The sequence below is a fragment of the Nocardia rhamnosiphila NBRC 108938 genome, assembly GCF_000720425.1.
In the GTDB taxonomy this organism is placed as follows: domain Bacteria; phylum Actinomycetota; class Actinomycetes; order Mycobacteriales; family Mycobacteriaceae; genus Nocardia; species Nocardia rhamnosiphila.
Genome location: NZ_JOAJ01000003.1, coordinates 165,211 through 184,168, shown reverse-complemented (window position 1 = coordinate 184,168; position 18,958 = coordinate 165,211). Strand labels below are relative to the sequence as shown.

The window sequence follows — 18,958 nt, the reverse complement described above, 5'->3', positions numbered from 1 at the left end:
GTCGCGGGTGCGATCTCTCCCGGGTCACCAGGGCAGCGGCACCCACCGGTCGAAGATCCAGAAGCCGTGGCCGTTCGGATGGTTCGGCCCGGGGTTGTTCTGGTGCTGGTCCCAGTGCGGCTGGTTCTGCTGCGGCTGGTTCCCGTGCTGGTCCGGGCCCGGCTGTGCGCTGGCCGCGCCCGCGCCCAGACCGATCATCCCCAGTCCGACCCCGCCGACCACGGCCGCCTTCGCGAGCTTCGACTTCATCACCTTCGCCATTGCGAGATATTCCTCCTCTGCGTGCGGCCTGACCCTCAGGCCACCGGTCCGGGCGTTCCCCGGTCCGACAACGGCCATCCTGGGCAACCGGCCTCGAGGCTCGCTGCCAACGGCCTGCGAATTCCCTGGCAACCGGGAAGCCCCCCGCTCCCGCCTCGGAAACCCGCGGTGATCCGGCCGCCCGCCGGACTCCCAGGTTCTTCCCGGCCTGCCCCCAGGGGGGAAGGAGCATCGAGGGCGACCGTGGAACACATGACCGAGAATTCGAGCAGTTCCGCCGCCGTCGGCGGTCCCGTGCGGGAGGTGGCGCCGTGACCACCTTGATGACGCGCCGTCCGGCCCCCGTCCCGGCGGCGGCACCCGCCCGGCGGGACACGCTCTGGGAGAAGATCGGCCTCGCGGCGCTGCTGCTGGGTACGGCGGCGGCCTATTTCTGGAATCTCACCGCGAACGGGTTCGCCAACTCCTTCTACGCGGCCGCCGTGCAGTCGGGCACGAAATCCTGGGAGGCGTTCTTCTTCGGCTCTTCCGACTGGTCCAATGCCATCACCGTCGACAAGACACCGGCGGCGCTGTGGCCGATGGAATTGTCGGCGCGAATATTCGGCTTCGGCAGCGGGAGCATGCTGGCGCCACAGGTGCTGATGGCGGTCGCCTCGGTGGCGTTGCTGTGGGCGACGGTGCGGCGCGCGTTCGGCGCCACCGCCGGGCTGGTGTCCGGCCTGGTGCTGGCGGTGACCCCGGTTGCCGCGCTGATGTTCCGGTTCAACAACCCCGACGCGCTGCTGGTCCTGCTGATGGTCGCGGCGGTCTGGGCGATGGCCCGGGCCGTCGAGGACGGACGCTGGCGCTGGCCGGTGCTGTGCGGCGCCTTCGTCGGATTCGGATTCCTGACCAAACAATTGCAGGTGATGCTGGTGCTGCCCGCGCTGGTCGTGGTCTACCTGTTCGCCGGACCGCCGCGGCTGGGCACGCGGATCACCCAATTGTGCGCGGCGGGAGCGGCGATGGTGGCCGCGGCGGGCTGGTGGATTCTGATCGCCCAGTTGTGGCCGGCGGATTCGCGGCCCTACTTCGGCGGCTCGGAGCACAATTCGATCATCGAACTGACCCTGGGCTACAACGGGCTCGACCGGCTCAGTTCCGCCGGTGGCGGTCCGGGCGGCGGCTTCGGCAGCGATGCCGGGATCGCGCGCCTGTTCGGCGCCTCGATCGGCGGCCAGATCGGCTGGCTGCTACCGGCGGCACTGATCCTGCTGGTCGCGGCGACGGTGGTGCGCGGCCGCGCGGTGCGTACCGATCGGCAGCGGGCGACCCTGCTGCTGTTCGGTGGGTGGGGACTGGTCACCGGTGTGGTGTTCAGCTTCATGACCGGGACGTTCCACCAGTACTACACCGTGGCACTCGCACCGGCGGTGGCGGCGGTGACCGGCGCGGGCGGGGTCGCGCTGTGGCGGGAACGCGACCGGCTGTGGGTGCGGTCGGTCCTCGCGGGGACCGTGGCACTGACCGTGATGACCTCATGGGTGTTCCTGGGCCGCTCCGCGGAGTTCGTACCGTGGCTGCGCTGGGTGGTGCTCGGGGCCGGGGCGCCCGCCGCGGTGGCCGTGCTGATCCGCGCACGGAAGGTGTCGGTGGTCGCGGCGCTGACCGCACTGTTCGTCGGGCTGGCCGGTCCGGTCGCCTACACCGTCGACACCCTGGCCACGCCGCATACGGGCTCCATCGTGCTGGCCGGGCCGAGCACCGGCTCGGGCGGTTTCGGCGGACCCGGTGGTCCGGGCCGGGGACCCGGCGGTATGGACGGTGCTCCCGGTGGCGCGGACGCTGCCCTCGGTGGCACGGATGCCGTACCGGGAGGAATGGGCACCACGCCCGGCGCAGTGGGTGACGGATCCGGCGCCGGTGCGATGCCCGGTGGTTCCGGTGCCGCGTCCGCCGGAACAGGAGACGAGGGCCCGGGCGACGGTGCGGGCGGACGGCCCGACGGGCAACAGGGTGCCGGTGCGGGCACCCCGGGACAGGGCGGCGGACCCGGCGGCGAGAGCAGTGCGGCCGTCACCGCGCTGCTACAGCAGAACGCCGGGTCCTACACCTGGGCCGCGGCCACCGTGAGTTCGATGAATGCCGCGGGCTATCAGCTGGCCGGAGACGTGCCGGTGATGTCGATCGGCGGTTTCGGCGGCGGCGATCCGTCTCCCACGCTGGAACAGTTCCAGCAGTACGTGGCCGGCGGCGCGATCCACTACTTCATCGCGGGTGGCCGCGGCGGTGGACCGGGGTCGGCGTCGCAATCGGAAGCCTCGAAGATCGCCCAGTGGGTGCAGGACAACTACACCGCCACCGAAGTCGACGGGGTCACCGTGTACGACCTCACAGCGATCGACTGACCGCGGCCGGCCGGCAGTCGCGTCGCCCGGGTGGTGAACCCGGCAGGCGCACAGAAGATTCGCGGTATCGACCGCTGACCTGTGGCGCGGCGGTGGATCACGCCCGGCCCGGGAAGAGCGAACGGTCGGCGGCGGCCTCGATATCGGCCTCGCTCAGCAGGACGGTCGCGGCGGCGGGCCCCAGCGGTACGAAACTGTCCGCGCTGGTGACCCGGGCCAGTGTGCCGGTGAAACCGGCGTCCACCAGTGCCGCGCACACGGATTCGGAGACGCCGCCGCTGCGCCGGGTCTCGTCGGCGACCAGGACCCGCCCCGTGGCCGCGGCGTGCTGGATCAGGTCGGCGTACGGGAGCGGGGCGAGCCAGCGCAGATCGAGGACGCGCGCACCGATACCGCGGCGCGCGAGGCGGCGGGCCACGCGCAGGCTCATCGGCACCGTATTGGCGAAGGCGACGATTGTCAGATCCGTTCCCTCGCCGTAGACGCGGGCCCGGCCGATCGGCGCGGAGACGGTTTCCGCACCGGCCGCCGCCCACTGCCCGTCATCGGGTTCGTACAGGTCGCGAGTGTGGTACAGGGCGATGGGCTCCAGGAAAACGCAGACCCGGCCGTCCGCGCGGGCGGCGGCGACGCAGGTGCGCAGCGCGGCCGCGGCATCGTCCGGCCGGGCCGGCGACGCCACGATCACGCCGGGTATATCGCGCAGCGCGGCAACGGAATTGTCGTTGTGGAAGTGTCCGCCGAATCCGCGCTGGTAGGCGTAGCCGGCGATCCGCACCACCATCGGGTTGCGGTAGCGGCCGGCCGAGAAGAAGGACAGGGTCGCCGCCTCGCCGCGCAACTGGTCCAGCGCGTTGTGCACGTAGGCCAGGTACTGGATCTCCGGGATCGGTACGAATCCCGCGAGCCCGGCGCCCAGGGCCGTGCCGAGGATGCTCTGCTCGTCGAGGAGGGTATCGAACACCCGCCGGGGACCGAACCGTTTGCGCAGCCCTCTGGTCACACCGTAGACACCGCCCTTGCGGGCGATATCCTCGCCGAAGACCAGTACATCGGGGTCGCGGGCGAGCAGGTCGGCGAGGGTGTGGTTGATCGCCTGCGCCAGGGTCTGCGGGGGCGCGCTGTCCGCCTTGTCCTCGGCCTCCGTTGTGGCACGGGGCTCGTCCGCTGCCGGGCGGGGCGCGGGGGACAGCCCGGCGGTCACCGGCGCGCGGAGGTTCCGCCGCGGTGCCTCGTCGTCCGGAGGGTCCGGGGCCAGCGATGCGAGTACCTCGTTCGCGGTGGCGAGTTTGGGTTCGTCACATACCTCGCCCGCGGTCGCCGCGACCTGCTCGGCGAGGCGGTCGTAGTGGTCGAGCAGTTCGCGTGGGGTACGGATACCGGCCGTGATCAGGAGTCGCGCGGTAGCGGTGACCGGATCGCGCGCCAGGCCGGCTTCGATCGCGGCGGTGTCGCGGTAGGCGCTCTCCACATCGGATCCGGCGTGCCCGAACAGTCGTACCGTGCGCAGATGCAGAAACGCCGGACGGCGTCGGGCGCGTACCCAGTCCACCGCCGCCAGGGCGCCGGCCACCGCGTCGCGGAGATCGCAGCCGTCGGCCGCGAACCAGCGCAGGCCCGGCCGGCGCCCGTAAGCGTGCTCGATCCAATCGGGCGGGGTGGGCACACTGATCCCGATTCCGTTGTCCTCGCAGACGAACAGCACCGGGACGGGAACGCCGAGATGTGCGGTGTGGACGGCGGCGTTGATCGCGCCCGTCGCGGTCGAATGATTGGCCGAGGCATCTCCGAAACCGCAGAGCACCACCGCGTCCGACGGCCACGGACAGGCCACCCCGAGCCGGTCGGCGCGCTCGAGGGCGAACGCGAGCCCGACCGCGCGCGGCAGCTGCGAGGCGATGGTGGAGGTCTGCGGGACGATATTGGCCACCGCGCTGCCGAACACCTTGTGCCGGCCCCCGGAAATGGGGTCCGTCGCGGCGGCCACCACGCCCAGCAGGATATCGCGCACCGGGTCCGTCACGCCGGCACGGCGGGCGCGATGGACGAAGAAGGCGCCCGAACGATAATGCGGCAGAACCGGATCGGTGATACGGGTCGCCGCCGACAGCGCGACATTGCCCTCGTGTCCCGACGATCCGATGCTGTAGAAGCCGCGCCCGCTCGCACCCAGCCGCCGTGCGGCGAGATCGGCCTGCCGGCTCAGCACCTGGGCCTCGAACAACTCCACGAAGTCCGGCCCGGTGAACCCCGGGGGCAGGGCCTGATCGGAGTGCGTCGGCGCGGGGGCGCGCAGCGCCGCGATCTCCGCGCGGAACCGCTGGTCGGGGTCCTGGATACTCACCGGGTCCTCACCGCACCAGCCTAGGGGGCGGAATCGGTGACCGGGTGGTTTACCGGACCGCATCGTGTCGCACCGCTCGGGTGCGCCGTTGCCGCGGCTGCGGATCGTCTGTGTCTCCGGGTCGCCCTGGAACAGATGACCACGCGGCCGCTGTGCGCCCGGTGCAGGTGCTCTTGGCCGGTGCCCGGCGTGGTGGCTGTTTTCGGGCCCCCGGACGCCGGGCGATGTTCGGCGCGTCCGGACTGATGTCAGATCATCACCCCGCCGACCGTGGACTCAGGACGGGAGTGTGAAGCCCTCGGGCGGGGTGCCCTCGATGAACAGCAGGCGTATCCGCATCTTGCCCTCGCGGATCCGGCGGGCTTCGCGATACCCGGGGGACTCGTACCACTCCCGGATCCGGTCCATATGGGGGAATTCGATGATCACCAGCCGGGGTAGATCCCAGCTGCCTTCGACGGTGCCGGAGGTGGGCCCGGCGACCAGGTAGCGGCCGCCGTATTCGAGTATCGACTGCTGGGCGATTGGAGCGTAGGCCCGGCCCGCCTCCTCGTCGAGGACCTCCACATTGGCTATCACATAGGCGGGCATACGATTCCGATCTGTTAGTACACGGCGTGTAGTAATGACACGGATAAGAGTATTGATGCTCTGTATCCTGTCAAGGTGGTCGAGACCGATACGGGCGTGCCGAGCCGCCGGGCGCGGCTGCGCGCGGAAACCACGCGCGAGATCGAATCGATCGCGCTGCGACAGATGGCCGAGGAAGGGCCGGGCGCGATTTCGCTACGCGGTATCGCCCGGGAGATGGGCATGACCGCGCGTGCCATCTACAGCTACTTTCCGACCCGGGACGATCTGATCACCGCGCTGATCCGGGGTATCGGCGAATCTTTGGCGGCGTCACTGCGGTCGGCGGTCGACGCCGTGCCCGAGCGCGATCCGGCGGGCAGACTGGTGGCCTGGGGTCGTGCGCTGCGCACCTGGGCGCTGGCGAACCCGGAAGGATTCCGGCTGTTCTACGGGCAACCCGTCCCCGGCTACCGTCCGCCGGAGGACGGCCCGGTGGACCGCGCCGCGCGCCGCGTCTGCCGCGAACTCACCCGGCTGGTGGCCGCCACCGAACCGTCACTGTCCGAGAGCAGCTCCTGGGCCGAGCTGCACCCCGACTATGTGGCGAAGGTTCGCGAGGACATCCCGGAGGTGACCCCGGCCACGGCGGCGCTGGCACTCCGGGTGTGGGGTCGTATGCACGGTTTGGTGGCCCTGGAGATCGACGGCCATATCCATCCGGTCGCGCGGGATCCCGCGGCGCTGCACCATGCGGAAATGCTGGACCTCGTGGCATCGCTGGGATTGCCCCGCCCGGGAGCTACGCCGACCGACTGAGAGACGATCCCGGACCGACGCCGGGTGCCGCCCGAGTCCCGCTCGCCCTCCCGGCGACCGCGTCCCGGCGGCTCCTGCTGGTCGCGACGCCCGGTGGCGCGGAACCCGGCGACAGGGTGTGCGGTGTGCCGTCGCCGACGCGATTCCGTTCGCGCCCGGGCAGTCGGAAGCGTCCGGGGTATTCGGCCGGACATGGTGCCCGAGATGTGGATTCCGGCGGTCACCGTCGTGGCGGCGGATCCTCGGCGAAGAGGCCGGCGCGCGCGGCGGTGAGCGCCACCGCCGCCGCCCTGTCGGCGGTGCGGTCGTCCACCTTTTCGCCGGTGATCGCGACTCGCAAGTAGATGGGCGCCACGAGGGCTTTGATCAATTCGGCGGGATCGGTGTGCGGCGGCAGCTCACCGCGCGCGACGGCCCGGGCGACCGGCGGGAGCGCTCGGCGGATGCGGTCCCGGAAGACGTGCCGAACAGGATCCGACGGGGTCGGTGCGCCGGTGGGCCCGGTCGGCATCACCGCGAGGACCGCCCGGCCGGCCGGGCTGGTGATCCATTCGACCAGGCCGCGGGCCAGCGCGGGTAGGTCGTCGTCGATCGAACCGGTGTCGGGAATGGGGAGTTCCGTGGCGACGCTCTCGCTCAGTGCCTCGGTGATCAGGGTGTCGCGGTCGGGCCAGCGGCGGTAGACGGTGGTCTTGTGCACGCCGGTGCGCCGCGCGACGTTCTCGATGGTGAACGCGGCATATCCGTGCTCACCCAGCTCGGCGACGGTCGCGGCCAAGACGGCGGCGCGAACCTTGGGCCCGCGGCCGAGGGATGCGGCATTCATTGCAACTCCTTGTTGCGTTATCTGCGAACGGCGGGCATGCTGACGATAACGCAACTCACTGTTGCGATACCGAAAGGGAGTTTCCGATGTGGTCGACACCCATACGCGCGGCTGCGCTCCTGTTTCCCGGATTGCTGGCCGGGGCCTTCGGCTACGGGGCGGTGAACGTGCTGTACGCGTTTCGTGAGGTCCCGCTCGACGTCCGTTTCACGTTCCATACCGCGCTGATGCGGGTGAACGGTCCGGTCGTGCAGTCGCTGATGGGTCTTGCCGTATTGAGCACACTGGTGCTGGCCGTGCGATCGAGCGGGCGGCTGCGCCTGCTCGCCGGCTGCGCGTCGGCGCTCGTGATCACCTCTTTCCTGGTGACCCGATTCGGGAACGTCCCGATCAACCAGCACATCAAGCAGTGGGCCGTGGGAACTCCACCGGCCGACTACGCCGAGGTCCTGCACCGCTGGGAGATGTTCCACTTCCTCCGGACCGGTTGCGCGCTGGCAGCGTTCGTCCTGGCGATCGGCGTCGTCCTCACCACCGCCCGGGCCGGCAGCTCGAACGCAGCCACCGCTCCCGCGGTGCGCGCGCAACCGCCGGCGACCGTCGAGCCGCGGTCAGCGTAATCCGGCGGCGGCGTCCTCATCCAGCAGCCAGGTGGTCGACTCCGCACCGTGCGCGCCGGCCGCCGGGACCTCCAAGGGCTCGGCCCCGTTCACCGCCGCCGCGACGGCCTCGGCCTTCCCGGAGCCGGAGACCACCAGGACCACATGACGGGAACGGCGGATCGCCGGGTAGGTCAGCGTGACCCGCACCGGCGGTGGTTTGGGGGAATCGGTGACCGCGACGGCGTATTCGTGTTCCTCTCCGATCGCGTCGGTATGACCGGGGAACAGCGAATTGATGTGCCCATCCGGGCCCATCCCGAGCAGGTGCAGGTCGAACGCGCCGTGGGCGGCGAGATGGGCGCGTACGGCGGTGGCGTATTCGGCGGCGGCCTCGACGGGGTCGGGGTATTCGCCGTCGGAGGTGGCCACGGCGTGGATCCGGGCCGGGTCCACCGGGACGTGGTCCAGCAGCGCCCGGTGCGCCTGGAGTTCGTTGCGCTCCGGATCCCCGGCGGGCACGAAACGTTCATCACCCCAGAACACATCGAGTTTCGACCAGTCGAGAGCGCCCGGATCGTCCCGGACCTTCTCGAGCAGGGTGATACCGGTCCCGCCGCCGGTCACCACCACCGACGCCGCACCGCGTTCGGCCTGCGCGGCCACCAGGACCTCGACGAACAGCCGGGCGGCGGCGGTGGTCAGGGCGTCACCGTCGGCATGGATTTCGACGGCGGCTGCGGAGCTAGTGGTCATAGGTAACCCCTTCGATTCCGGCCAGGGCCTCGGCATAGATCTCGTCCGCGTCCAGCCGGCGCAATTCCTCGGCCAGGCAGTCGCGGGTCTCGCGGCGCGCCAGCGCAATTCGCTGCACGGGATCGCCGGTGCGGGTCAGGGTGGCGGTGACACCGGTCTGCGGGCGGGCGATGGCGATGGACACCGACTTCCGGCGCAACTCCACCCGCAGCTCCCCGGTCTGCCGGTACACGGGGCAGCCCAGTCGCCGGGCCAGCCAGCCCGCGAGCATATCCAGCGCGGGCTCGTCGCGCAGACCCGAGACGGACACCGACTGGACGGGCTCGAACGGTGGTTCGTCCATCGCGGCGGCCAGCAATGCCCGCCAATAGGTGATCCGGCTCCACGCCAGATCGGAATCACCGGGCGCGTAGGAGCCGCGACGTTTCTTGATGGTCGCCTGCGGGTCGGGGGCGAAGGTGGCGTCGGTGATCCGCCGGGTCGCCAACCGGCCCACCGAATCCCGGGACGGGAAGTCCGGGGCGCCCCGCGGCCACCACGCCACCACCGGGGTATCGGGCAGCAGGAACGGGATCACCACACTGTTCTCGTGATTCACCAGCTGCCCCTGCAGGCGCAGCACGATGACCTCGGCGGCGCCGGCGTCCCCGCCGACGCGGATCTGCGCGTCCAACCGGGTCGGTGCCGACCGGTCGCCGCGTGCGAGAACCACCACCCGGCAGGGGTGTTCGCGGCTGGCGTCGTTGGCGGCGTCGATGGCCTCCTCGGCCTCGGAACTGTCCAGTGTGCACACCACCAGGGTCAGCACCCGGCCCATGGTGATCACACCGTTGCTCTCGCGCAGCTGCACCAGGCGTTTGGTGACCGCGCCGGTCGTGGTGTCGGGGATATCGATGATCACGGCCGCCGCCATTCCCGGCCGGTGCGGGCCAGCATCGCGTCGGCGGAATCCGGGCCCCAGGTCCCGGCCTCGTACTGTTCGGGTTTCCCGTCGGCGGCCCAGTGGGCCAGTACCGGATCCAGGATGCGCCAGGACAATTCGACCTCCGCGTTGACCGGGAACAGGGAGGGCTCGCCGAGCAGCACATCCAGGATCAGCCGCTCGTAGGCCTCCGGGGACGATTCGGTGAACGCCTCGCCGTAGCTGAAATCCATGTTCACATCGCGCACTTCCATCGACGACCCGGGCACCTTCGACCCGAACCGCATGGTGATGCCCTCATCCGGCTGCACCCGGATGACGAGTGCGTTCTCGCCGAGCTCCTCGGTCATGGTCTGATCGAAGGGCAGATGGGGGGCGCGTTTGAACACCACCGCGATCTCGGTGACCCGGCGGCCGAGGCGTTTCCCGGTGCGCAGATAGAAGGGCACGCCCGCCCAGCGCCGGGTATCGACCTCGAGGGTCAGCGCGGCGTAGGTCTCGGTGCGCGACTGCGGATCGAAACCCTCCTCGTCCAGCAGGCCCACCACTTCCTGGCCGCCCTGCCAGCCGGCCGCGTACTGGCCGCGGGCGGTGGTCTCATCGAGCGGTTCCACGAGTTTGGTGGCCGAGAGGACCTTGATCTTCTCGTTCTGCAACTGACGGGGTTCGAAGCTGATCGGCTCCTCCATGGCGGTGAGCGCGAGCAACTGCAGCAGGTGGTTCTGGATCACGTCGCGGGCGGCGCCGATACCGTCGTAGTACCCGGCCCGGCCGCCCAGACCGATGTCCTCGGCCATGGTGATCTGGACGTGGTCGACGTAGTTGGCGTTCCAGATCGGATCGAAGAGCTGGTTGGCGAAACGCAGCGCCAGGATGTTCTGCACCGTCTCCTTGCCGAGATAGTGGTCGATCCGGAAGACCGTCTCCTCGGGGAACACCCGGTTCACCAGGGCGTTCAACTCGTGCGCGCTGTCGAGATCGTGCCCGAACGGCTTCTCGATCACGACCCGCCGCCATGGCGCGCGGCCGAGTGCGGCCGCCGAACTGGTCAGCCGGTGGCGGTGCAGCTGGTCCAGCACCACCGGGAAGGTGTTCGGCGGAATCGACAGGTAGAAGGCGTGGTTACCGCCGGTGCCGCGCTCGTCGTCGAGCCGGGCGAGGGTTTCGGCGAGGCGGCCGAACGCCTCGCCGTCCTCGAAGGTCCCCTGTACGAACCGGAATCCCTCGGCCAGATGGTCCCAGACCTCCTGGCGGAACGGGGTGCGCGCGTGTTCGCGGACGGCCTCGTGCACGATATCGCCGAAATCCCGGTCCGACATCTCCCGGCGGGCGAATCCGACCAGCGCGAAACCCGGGGGCAGCAGCCCCCGGTTCGCCAGATCGTAGATGGCCGGCATGAGTTTGCGCCGGGACAGATCTCCGGTCACCCCGAAGATCACCATGCTGCACGGGCCCGCGATCCGCGGAATCCGTTTGTCCCGGCCGTCCCGCAGCGGGTTACGCCACGGTGTGCCGGATGCCGTCTGTGTGCTCTCCGGAGCGCCGGCCATCTGAGTCAGTTACCTCCCGCGTCCGCAGCGTCGGGCCCGGAGGAGGTAGCCTGCGTGGCCACGGAGGGACCCGCGGAGGACGCCGTCGATACAGCAGACTGGAGTTCGGCCGTGGTGGCCTCCAGCAGTTCCTCCCAGGACTTCTCGAACTTGTCCACGCCCTCGCGTTCGAGCACGGCGAAGACGTCGTCGAGATCGATACCGGCAGCCCGCAGCCGATCGAAGACCTCGGCGGCTTCGGCGGCCGTACCGGAGACGGTGTCGCCGCGGACCTCGCCGTGATCGGCGACGGCCTCGAGCGTCTTCTCCGGCAGCGTGTTCACCGTGTTCGCCGCGACCAGTTCGGTCACGTAGAGGGTGTCCGGGTAGTCGGGGTTCTTCACACCGGTGGACGCCCACAGCGGCCGCTGCCGGTTGGCCCCGGCCGAGGCCAGGTGATTGTAGGTGGAGACGTGGTTGCCGCCCGGGGCGAAAACGTCCTCGTACTCGGCGTAGGCGAGGCGGGCGTTGGCCACGCCGGCCTTACCGCGCAGTGCCAGCGCCTCCGGGGTGCCGATCGCCTCGAGGCGTTTGTCGATCTCGGTGTCCACCCGCGAGACGAAGAACGACGCCACCGAATGGATCTTGCCGAGATCGTGCCCGGCGACCCGCGCCTTGCGCAGCCCGTCGAGGTAGGCACCCATGACCGCCCGGTAGCGCTGCACCGAGAAGATCAGCGTGACGTTCACGCTGATGCCCTCCTCGATCACCGCGGTGATGGCGGGCAGGCCCGCCTCGGTGGCCGGGATCTTGATGAACAGGTTCGGCCGGTCGACGATCTTCCACAGTTCCACCGCCTGGGCGGCGGTCTTGTCGGCGTCGAAGGCCATCCGCGGATCCACCTCGATGGAGACCCGGCCGTCGACTCCGCCGGTCCGTTCGAACACCGGGGCCAGCACATCGCAGGCCGCGCGGACGTCATCGGTGGTGATGGTGCGGATCGCGGCGTCGACATCGGCGCCGCGGGCGGCCAGCTCACGGACCTGTTGGTCGTAGGCATGGCCCTTGCTGAGGGCGCCCTGGAAAATGGTGGGGTTGGTGGTGACTCCGACGACCCCGCGGGTAGCGATCAGTTCGGCCAGGTTGCCGGAATTGATCCGATCGCGGGACAGATCGTCCAGCCACACCGATACCCCGGCCGCGGCCAGGGCGGCGATGTTCTCGTTCTGTGCCATGGGCCCTTATCCCTTCACATTGTCGAGCGTGCGCTGCGCAGCGGCGACGACAGCCTCCGGCGTGAAGCCGAACTCGCGGAACAGGGTCTTGTAATCGGCCGAGGCGCCGAAATGCTCGATCGAAACGATCTCGCCCGCGTCGCCGGTGAACCGGTGCCACGGCATCGCGATACCGGCCTCGACGACGACGCGCGCGGCGACCGCCGGGGGCAGCACCTCGTCGCGATACGCCTTGTCCTGCGCGTCGAACCACTCCACGCACGGCATCGAGACCACCCGGGTACCGATGCCCTGCTCCTCCAGCGTAGTGCGGGCGGCGACGGCGAGCTGGAGCTCGGAGCCCGTACCGATCAGGATCACCTGCGGTACGCCGGTGGAGGCCTCGGCCAGGATGTAGCCGCCCTTGGCGACGCCCTCGAGGCTGGTGCCCTCCTGGACCGGGAGGTCCTGGCGGGTCAGGGCCAGTGCGGCCGGGCCGCCGGTGCCCACGGCGTCGCTGGAGACGAACGGGGAATTGTGCTTACCGCTGTGTTTCTCGATCACGGTGCGCCAGGCGTAGGCGGTTTCGTTGGCGTCGCCGGGACGCACCACCGAAAGACCCGGGATGGCGCGCAGCGCGGCCAGATGCTCGATGGGCTGGTGGGTCGGACCGTCCTCGCCGAGACCGATCGAATCGTGGGTCCAGACATAGGTGACCGGCACCCGCATCAGCGCGGCCAGGCGGACGGCCGGGCGCATGTAATCGCTGAACACCAGGAAGGTGCCACCGTAGGGCCGGGTGGGGCCGTGCAGGGCGATGCCGTTGAGGATGGAACCCATGGCGTGCTCACGGACGCCGAAGTGCAGGGTCCGGCCGTAGGGGCTCGCCTTCCACATACCGGTCGAAATGGCCTCGGGGCCGAAGCTGAGCGAATCCGGGATGGTGGTGTTGTTCGATTCGGCGAGGTCGGCCGATCCGCCCCACAGCTCCGGCAGCACCGGGCCCAGGGCGCTCAGTACCTTGGCCGAAGCCTTCCGGGTGGCCAGGCCCTTCGCGTCGGGCTCCCAGGTGGGCAGGCCCTTGTCCCAGCCCTCCGGCAGCTGTCCGTTGAACAGCCGGTCGAACAGCGCCTTGGCCTCGGGTGCGCGCTGGGCCCAGGCGTCGAACTCGACGGTCCAGTCCGCGTGCGCCCGCGCGCCGCGTTCGGCGGCCTTGCGGGTGTGCGCGATGACCTCGTCGGCGACCTGGAAGCTCTGCTCGGGATCGAAACCGAGGGCGCGCTTGGTGCCGGCCACCTCGTCGGGGCCGAGCGCGGCGCCGTGCGCGGCACCGGTGTTCATCTTGTTCGGGGCCGGGTAACCGATGATGGTGCGCAGCAGGATCAGCGACGGCCTACCGATCTCGGCCTTGGCCGCCGCCAGCGCCGACTCGATCGCGACGACGTCCTCGCCGCCCTCCACCACCTCCACATGCCAGCCGTAGGCCGCGTACCGCGCCGCCACGTCCTCGGTGAAGGCGATGGTGGTGTCGTCCTCGATGGAGATCTTGTTGTCGTCGTAGATCACCACCAGGTTGCCGAGCTGCTGGGTGCCCGCCAGGGAGGAGGCCTCGGAGGTGACGCCCTCTTCCATATCGCCGTCGGAGGCGATCACGTAGATGTGGTGATCGAACGGGCTGGCCCCGGCCTCGGCTTCGGCGTCGAACAGGCCGCGCTCACGACGGGCGGCCATGGCCATACCCACCGCCGAGGCCAGGCCCTGGCCCAGCGGGCCGGTGGTGATCTCCACGCCCTTGGTGTGCCGGTACTCCGGGTGGCCCGGTGTCAGCGAACCCCATTTACGCAGGTTGCGCAGATCGTCGAGTTCCAGGCCGAAACCGGCCAGGTACAGCTGGATGTAGAGGGTCAGGCTGGAGTGTCCGCAGGACAGGACGAACCGGTCGCGGCCCACCCACTCGGGGTCGGCGGGGTCGTGCCGCATGGTGCGCTGGAACAGCGTGTAGGCCAGCGGCGCCAGGCTCATGGCGGTACCGGGGTGGCCGTTGCCCGCGGCCTGCACCGCGTCGGCGGCCAGGACCCGGACGGTGTCGACAGCTTTGGTGTCCAGATCCGTCCAGTCGTCCGGAAGGTGCGGCTGGGTGAGGGCGCGGATGTCGTCTGTCACTGACACGACCGTGTTTCTCCTGACATTTCGAGGCGTCGAAATTGGGGGCGGGCGGGGTGGCGAACCGGTGCGGCGCGGTGACTGTGGCGCCGCATACACCCCCTACCCTAATTGCGACCGGCCGCCCCCGGTGCACGCCCCCCGGCCAGTCGCGCGAGCCGGTCGTTCCCCGGATGGCCGCGGTGTCCGGCCGCACCGGCACACCCGGGGAGCGCGGCGTCCGGGTCGAGCGCAGGGGCGAGCGGCGGCGCGCACCGGGCGTGGGTCTACCATCGTCTGTAGTAGTAGCCGCGTCGCAGCCGCGCGCTGCTCCTTCCCAAACCGGATGCGGAAGCACAGCGTGCGAGGAGAGATAGTGCGGATCGGTCATGACACGGGGGTCGGCGGCGCCCACGATTCCGCTCCGGCACCCGCGGACCGCGTCCTCGGCAGTGAGAAACTCGCCCGCGTCGCCCGCCGTCCGCTCGCCTATATCGCGCTCACCAAACCGCGCGTCATCGAACTGTTGCTGGTGGCCACCATCCCCACGATGTTGCTGGCCGACCGGGGCACGGTCGATATCCGGCTGATCCTGGCCACCCTGTTCGGCGGCTGGATGGGCGCGGCCAGCGCCAATACGCTCAACTGCGTCGCCGACGCCGATATCGACAAGGTGATGAAGCGGACCGCCAAACGGCCGCTCGCCCGAGACGCGGTCCCGACCTCGCACGCCTTCGTCTTCGGGGTCGTCCTGGGTATCGGCTCGTTCGCCTGGCTGTGGTGGCAGGCCAATCTGCTCAGCGGTGTGCTCGTCGTCGCGACCATCCTGTTCTACGTTTTCGTGTACACCCTCGGCCTCAAACGGCGTACCTCGCAGAACGTGGTCTGGGGCGGCGCGGCCGGGTGTATGCCCGCGCTCGTCGGCTGGTCGGCGGTCACCGGCACCATCGGCTGGCCCGCCCTGGCGCTGTTCGGGGTGATCTTCTTCTGGACGCCGCCGCACACCTGGGCGCTGGCCATGCGCTACAAGGAGGACTACCGCGCGGCCGGGGTGCCGATGCTGCCGGTGGTCGCCACCGAGCGGACCGTCACCAAACAGATCGTCATCTACACCTGGCTGACCGTGCTCACCACGCTGGCACTGGTCCCGGCCACCGGGGTGATCTACACGGCGGTGGCCCTGGTCGCCGGCGCCTGGTTCCTGCTGATGGCCCACCAGCTCTACGCCGGGGTGCGCCGGGGCGAATCGGTCAAACCGCTGCGGCTGTTCCTCCAGTCCAACAACTACCTCGCGGTGGTGTTCTGCGGCCTGGCCGTCGATTCGGTACTCGGCTGGACCACGCTGGGTGACGTCTTCTTCGGCTGAACCCCCGGCACCACCCTGGTGAGCCGCACCGGCGCCTGCTTTCGGGGTGGCCTGCCGGAGTCGGTCCGCCGTCAACCGACCTGCCCGATATAGCCGTCCGGGCGAATCAGGATCCGAGTCCCCGCGCCGGCGTGGTAGGCGGCGCGGGCGTGACCCTCGACGTCGATCACCGCGGGACCGGAGACCGGGGCGCCCGGCTCGACCACCGCATAACTCCGGGTGCCGGGCAACCCGGGCAACTCGCCCGTGGCGCCGAAGCAGAGCAGGGTCGCGTGCGGCCCGCGAAAGAGATCGAACAGCCGCAGCGGCCGGCCATCGGCACCTTTCAGCGGCGCGTCGGGGGCGCGGTCGCCGGCCGCGACGGGTCGGGTGTCGGCCGGGTCGCGGTAGCTGATGTCGAGCTGGCGGGTCTCCGCGCCGCGTTCCATGGCGTCTTCCGCCCCGTCGACGAGCTTGCCGAGCAGCGCGGAGCTGATACCGAGCACCCGGGCCGCGACCGTGCGGCGTTCCGGTTCGTAGGTCCACAGCGGCTCCTCGTCGCCGGCCAGCGCGGCCGCGAGTTTCCAGCCCAGGTTGTAGGCGTCCTGGAGGCCGGTGTTCATACCCTGCCCGCCGGTGGGCGGGTGCACATGCGCGGCGTCGCCCGCCAGCAGCACGCGCCCGGCCCGGAATCGCCCGGCGAGCCGGATATTGGGCCGCCAGACCGTTGTCCAGATCAGATCGGTCAGGGTGATATCGCTGCGTCCCGACCAGCGATCGATGGCTGTCTGCAATGTCTCCAGGGTGGGTTCGGTGCCGTCGGCGAAGGGCGCGGCGAACTGGAAATGACGCCCGCCCGGAAGCGGCGACAGCGCGACGCCCCGGGTCGGCTCGGCGGCTGCGGCGAACCAGTAGCCGTAGTTGTGGTCGAGGGCGTCGGCCCGGACATCACCGAGCAGCATCCGCAGTGATTCGTCGGTGGTTCCCTCGAACGCGATCCCTGCCTGTTTACGGACGGTACTGCCGCCGCCGTCGGCGCCGACCAGGTAGGCGACCCGCAGGGTTTCCGTGCCCCGGTCGCTCGACAGGCGCGCCGTGACACTCGAGTCGTCCTGGGTGAACGACAGGAGCGTCGTGCCGAGTTCTACCCGCACACCGAACTCCGCCAGCCGGGTCCGCAGGATCGCCTCGGTCTGCGCCTGTCCGAGAAACCAGCTGTTGGGGTAGGGGACCGCCGGGGTGGGATCGACGGGCTCGGCCATCCGGTGCTCGCCGACCGGCTGCCCGTCGAAATAGGCCCGCATGACCGGCGCCGGGGCGCCCGCTGCCCGCACGGCCTCGAGTACCCCCAGATCGTCGAACACTTCGAGCGACCGCGGCTGGATGCCGTCACCGCGCGATCCGGGGCAGAACTCGACGGCCTTGTCGACGATACGCACGGCGATGTTCCGGCGGGCCAGATCCAGGGCGAGGGTGAGGCCGGTGGGGCCGGCGCCGGCGATGAGGACGGAAGGCGACATGAGAGCTCCTGATCGACAAGTTGAGTGAATTTAGATTCAGTGAATCTACATTCAGTATTGAGGTTGGTAGGTTGCCGTGTCAAGGAGGTGAGGTCGGTGGGATCGAGCCGGCGCGAACGGGCGGAAGAAACAGAGCTGGCGCTCAAGGCGGCCGCGCGGCGGGTCTTCGCGGAGCGCGGCTATCTGAACACCAAGATCACCGACATCACGGCGGCGGCAGGCCGGTCGGCGGGGTCGTTCTACAACCATTTCGCGAGCAAAGAAGAACTGCTCCGGGCGCTGCTCGCCGATCTGGGGGAGGCCGGGGACGAACAGGCCGGGCAGGCCGAGCACAATCCGGATTTCAGCGACCCCGACGCCGTCCGGTTCCATATCGCCGGCTTCTGGCACTTCGCCCGCGAGCACGCCGTGATCATGCGGGCGATGGGGCAGGCTGCCCTTGTCAACGAGGAATTCGCCCGCGAGATAGCGCAATTCGGCGCGGAACAGCGCCGGGATATCGCCGACCATCTGGACGGTCTGATGGCGCAGGGGATGACGCTGCCCGGCACGGTCGACACCAGTCTGGCGATGATGTTCTATCTCGTCCAGGCCATCGCGGCCGGGGTCGAGGACGGCGCGGTGCAGATCGCGGACGACGAAGCCGTGGCAAGCCTGACGCGCTTCGTCTATCGCGGCTTGACCGGGCGCGACTACTGAGACCGCGCCCGGTCGAACGGATCAGGGCAGCAGCACGATCGAGCCGGTGGTCTTACGGCTCTCCAGATCGCGATGCGCCTGTTCGGCCTCGGCCAGCGGATAGGTGGCGCCGACGCGGACGGTGAGCGAGCCGTCGGCGACGGCCTCGAAGATATCGCCGGCCCGCCAGTCCAGCTCGGCGCGATCGCGGGTGTAGTGGGCGATATTGGGGCGGGTCACGAATACCGACCCGGCCGCGTTGAGCCGTTGCAGATCGACCGGCGGGACCGGGCCGCTGGCCGCGCCGAACAGTGCCAGCGTGCCGCGGACCCGCAGCGCGGCGAGGCTGGCGTCGAAGGTGGCCGCGCCCACGCCGTCGTAGACCGCCGCGACACCCTCGCCGCCGGTCAGTTCACGGACCCGCTCGGCGAGATCGTCGCCGTAGCGCAGCACCTCCCAGGCGCCGGCGCCGCGCGACAGGGCCTCCTTCTCGTCGGTGGACACCGTGGTGATCACCCGGATATCGCGCGCCACGGCCAGCTGGGTGAGCAGCAGCCCGACCCCGCCGGCGCCCGCGTGCACCAGGATCGTCTCGCCCGGTTCAGGGCGGTAGACCGATTCGATCAGATAGTGCGCCGTCATACCCTGCAGCAGGGCCGAGGCCGCCACCGCCGGATCGATATCGCCGGGTACCGCGACCGCGACCGCCTCGTCCACCACCGCGCGCGGGGCGTAGCTGCTCGGCCCCGCCGCCCACGCCACCCGGTCGCCGACCGCGAATTCGGTGACGTCGGAGCCGATTTCGGCCACCACTCCGGTGCCCTCGGAACCCGGAATGTAGGGCACCGGGCGCGGATAGGTACCGGTGCGGAAATAGGTATCGATGAAATTGACGCCGACGGCATCGATATCGACCAGTAGCTGATTCGGCCCGGGCTCCGGATCGGGAACCTCGGCGAGGGTCAGCACTTCCGGACCGCCGTGCCGGTCTACCTGGATCGCGCGCATGGGTCCAGTTCTACACCGGTGCCCGCACCCGGAAA

At 70.0% G+C, this 18,958-nt stretch carries 16 protein-coding genes; 5 read left to right on the top strand and 11 right to left on the bottom strand.

Features of this window, described 5'->3' with window-relative positions; genetic code table 11:
• Nucleotides 1–24 precede the first annotated feature (24 nt).
• The gene (locus tag IG75_RS0112645) at nt 25–261 is read right to left on the bottom strand and encodes a hypothetical protein (protein WP_030521432.1); all 237 of its coding nucleotides are present in this window, start codon (nt 259–261) and stop codon (nt 25–27) included.
• 311 nt (nt 262–572) lie between these two features.
• On the opposite strand from IG75_RS0112645, the gene IG75_RS0112640 reads away from it, so the two are divergent.
• Nucleotides 573–2,651, top strand: coding sequence for a glycosyltransferase family 39 protein (locus IG75_RS0112640; RefSeq protein WP_373863742.1), 2,079 nt, complete (start codon nt 573–575; stop codon nt 2,649–2,651).
• Between the two features lie 97 nt (nt 2,652–2,748).
• Here the strand turns inward: IG75_RS0112640 and IG75_RS0112635 are convergent, their stop codons facing one another.
• The gene (locus IG75_RS0112635) at nt 2,749–4,989 is read right to left on the bottom strand and encodes a thiamine pyrophosphate-dependent enzyme (protein ID WP_425600713.1); all 2,241 of its coding nucleotides are present in this window, start codon (nt 4,987–4,989) and stop codon (nt 2,749–2,751) included.
• Nucleotides 4,990–5,271: 282 nt separating this feature from the next.
• Nucleotides 5,272–5,586, bottom strand: a complete 315-nt coding sequence (locus tag IG75_RS0112630) for a DUF1330 domain-containing protein (protein ID WP_030521429.1) — start codon at nt 5,584–5,586, stop codon at nt 5,272–5,274.
• Between the two features lie 75 nt (nt 5,587–5,661).
• Here IG75_RS0112630 and IG75_RS0112625 point away from each other — a divergent pair, with 75 nt between their 5' ends.
• Entirely contained in the window at nt 5,662–6,384 is a 723-nt protein-coding gene (locus IG75_RS0112625) for a TetR/AcrR family transcriptional regulator (protein WP_030521428.1), read from the top strand.
• A 220-nt stretch (nt 6,385–6,604) separates the two neighbouring features.
• Here IG75_RS0112625 and IG75_RS0112620 read toward each other — a convergent pair whose 3' ends face one another.
• Nucleotides 6,605–7,210, bottom strand: a complete 606-nt coding sequence (locus tag IG75_RS0112620) for a TetR/AcrR family transcriptional regulator (protein ID WP_030521427.1) — start codon at nt 7,208–7,210, stop codon at nt 6,605–6,607.
• An 86-nt stretch (nt 7,211–7,296) separates the two neighbouring features.
• Here IG75_RS0112620 and IG75_RS0112615 point away from each other — a divergent pair, with 86 nt between their 5' ends.
• Nucleotides 7,297–7,830: an anthrone oxygenase family protein gene (locus IG75_RS0112615; protein ID WP_051714541.1), complete on the top strand. Its 534-nt coding sequence runs from the start codon at nt 7,297–7,299 to the stop codon at nt 7,828–7,830.
• Here IG75_RS0112615 and pgl read toward each other — a convergent pair.
• From pgl to tkt, 5 genes are read right to left on the bottom strand one after another with little or no spacing between them, the layout of a single operon-like run.
• Nucleotides 7,822–8,565 (bottom strand): 6-phosphogluconolactonase, encoded by a 744-nt coding sequence (gene pgl / locus IG75_RS0112610; protein WP_030521425.1) that lies wholly within the window; start codon nt 8,563–8,565, stop codon nt 7,822–7,824. The two genes, IG75_RS0112615 and pgl, sit on opposite strands and share 9 nt — an antisense overlap.
• On the bottom strand, nt 8,555–9,466 hold the full coding sequence (gene opcA, locus IG75_RS0112605; RefSeq protein ID WP_174561181.1) for a glucose-6-phosphate dehydrogenase assembly protein OpcA: 912 nt from the start codon (nt 9,464–9,466) through the stop codon (nt 8,555–8,557). Before opcA ends, pgl begins: the two co-directional genes overlap by 11 nt.
• On the bottom strand, nt 9,463–11,037 hold the full coding sequence (zwf, locus tag IG75_RS0112600; RefSeq protein WP_030521423.1) for a glucose-6-phosphate dehydrogenase: 1,575 nt from the start codon (nt 11,035–11,037) through the stop codon (nt 9,463–9,465). Before zwf ends, opcA begins: the two co-directional genes overlap by 4 nt.
• Nucleotides 11,038–11,042: 5 nt before the next feature.
• A complete protein-coding gene (gene tal, locus IG75_RS0112595; protein ID WP_081876835.1) occupies nt 11,043–12,251 on the bottom strand; it encodes a transaldolase in 1,209 nt (402 codons plus the stop codon).
• Between the two features lie 6 nt (nt 12,252–12,257).
• Entirely contained in the window at nt 12,258–14,399 is a 2,142-nt protein-coding gene (tkt, locus tag IG75_RS0112590; protein ID WP_030521421.1) for a transketolase, read from the bottom strand.
• A gap of 349 nt (nt 14,400–14,748) precedes the next feature.
• On the opposite strand from tkt, the gene IG75_RS0112585 reads away from it, so the two are divergent.
• Entirely contained in the window at nt 14,749–15,738 is a 990-nt protein-coding gene (locus tag IG75_RS0112585; RefSeq protein ID WP_030521420.1) for a heme o synthase, read from the top strand.
• A gap of 71 nt (nt 15,739–15,809) precedes the next feature.
• On the opposite strand, the gene IG75_RS0112580 is transcribed toward IG75_RS0112585, so the two are convergent.
• Entirely contained in the window at nt 15,810–17,237 is a 1,428-nt protein-coding gene (locus tag IG75_RS0112580) for an FAD-dependent monooxygenase (protein ID WP_030521419.1), read from the bottom strand.
• Between the two features lie 96 nt (nt 17,238–17,333).
• Between IG75_RS0112580 and IG75_RS0112575 the strand changes: the two genes are divergently transcribed.
• Complete coding sequence (locus IG75_RS0112575) at nt 17,334–17,936, top strand: TetR/AcrR family transcriptional regulator (RefSeq protein ID WP_030521418.1); 603 nt, start codon at nt 17,334–17,336, stop codon at nt 17,934–17,936.
• Between the two features lie 21 nt (nt 17,937–17,957).
• Here IG75_RS0112575 and IG75_RS0112570 read toward each other — a convergent pair whose 3' ends face one another.
• Nucleotides 17,958–18,923 carry a quinone oxidoreductase family protein gene (locus tag IG75_RS0112570; RefSeq protein ID WP_030521417.1) on the bottom strand — a complete coding sequence of 322 codons (966 nt, stop codon included), beginning with the start codon at nt 18,921–18,923 and terminating at the stop codon, nt 17,958–17,960.
• Between the last annotated feature and the right edge of the window lie 35 nt (nt 18,924–18,958).

Excerpts from the sequence above, each read along its gene's own strand:
- IG75_RS0112645 (WP_030521432.1), bottom strand. The coding sequence starts at position 261 with ATGGCGAAGGTGATGAAGTCGAAGCTCGCGAAGGCGGCCGTGGTCGGC.
- IG75_RS0112630 (WP_030521429.1), bottom strand. The coding sequence starts at position 5,586 with ATGCCCGCCTATGTGATAGCCAATGTGGAGGTCCTCGACGAGGAGGCG.
- IG75_RS0112620 (WP_030521427.1), bottom strand. The coding sequence starts at position 7,210 with ATGAATGCCGCATCCCTCGGCCGCGGGCCCAAGGTTCGCGCCGCCGTC.
- IG75_RS0112615 (WP_051714541.1), top strand. The coding sequence starts at position 7,297 with ATGTGGTCGACACCCATACGCGCGGCTGCGCTCCTGTTTCCCGGATTG.
- pgl (WP_030521425.1), bottom strand. The coding sequence starts at position 8,565 with ATGACCACTAGCTCCGCAGCCGCCGTCGAAATCCATGCCGACGGTGAC.
- zwf (WP_030521423.1), bottom strand. The coding sequence starts at position 11,037 with ATGGCCGGCGCTCCGGAGAGCACACAGACGGCATCCGGCACACCGTGG.
- tal (WP_081876835.1), bottom strand. The coding sequence starts at position 12,251 with ATGGCACAGAACGAGAACATCGCCGCCCTGGCCGCGGCCGGGGTATCG.
- IG75_RS0112580 (WP_030521419.1), bottom strand. The coding sequence starts at position 17,237 with ATGTCGCCTTCCGTCCTCATCGCCGGCGCCGGCCCCACCGGCCTCACC.
- IG75_RS0112570 (WP_030521417.1), bottom strand. The coding sequence starts at position 18,923 with ATGCGCGCGATCCAGGTAGACCGGCACGGCGGTCCGGAAGTGCTGACC.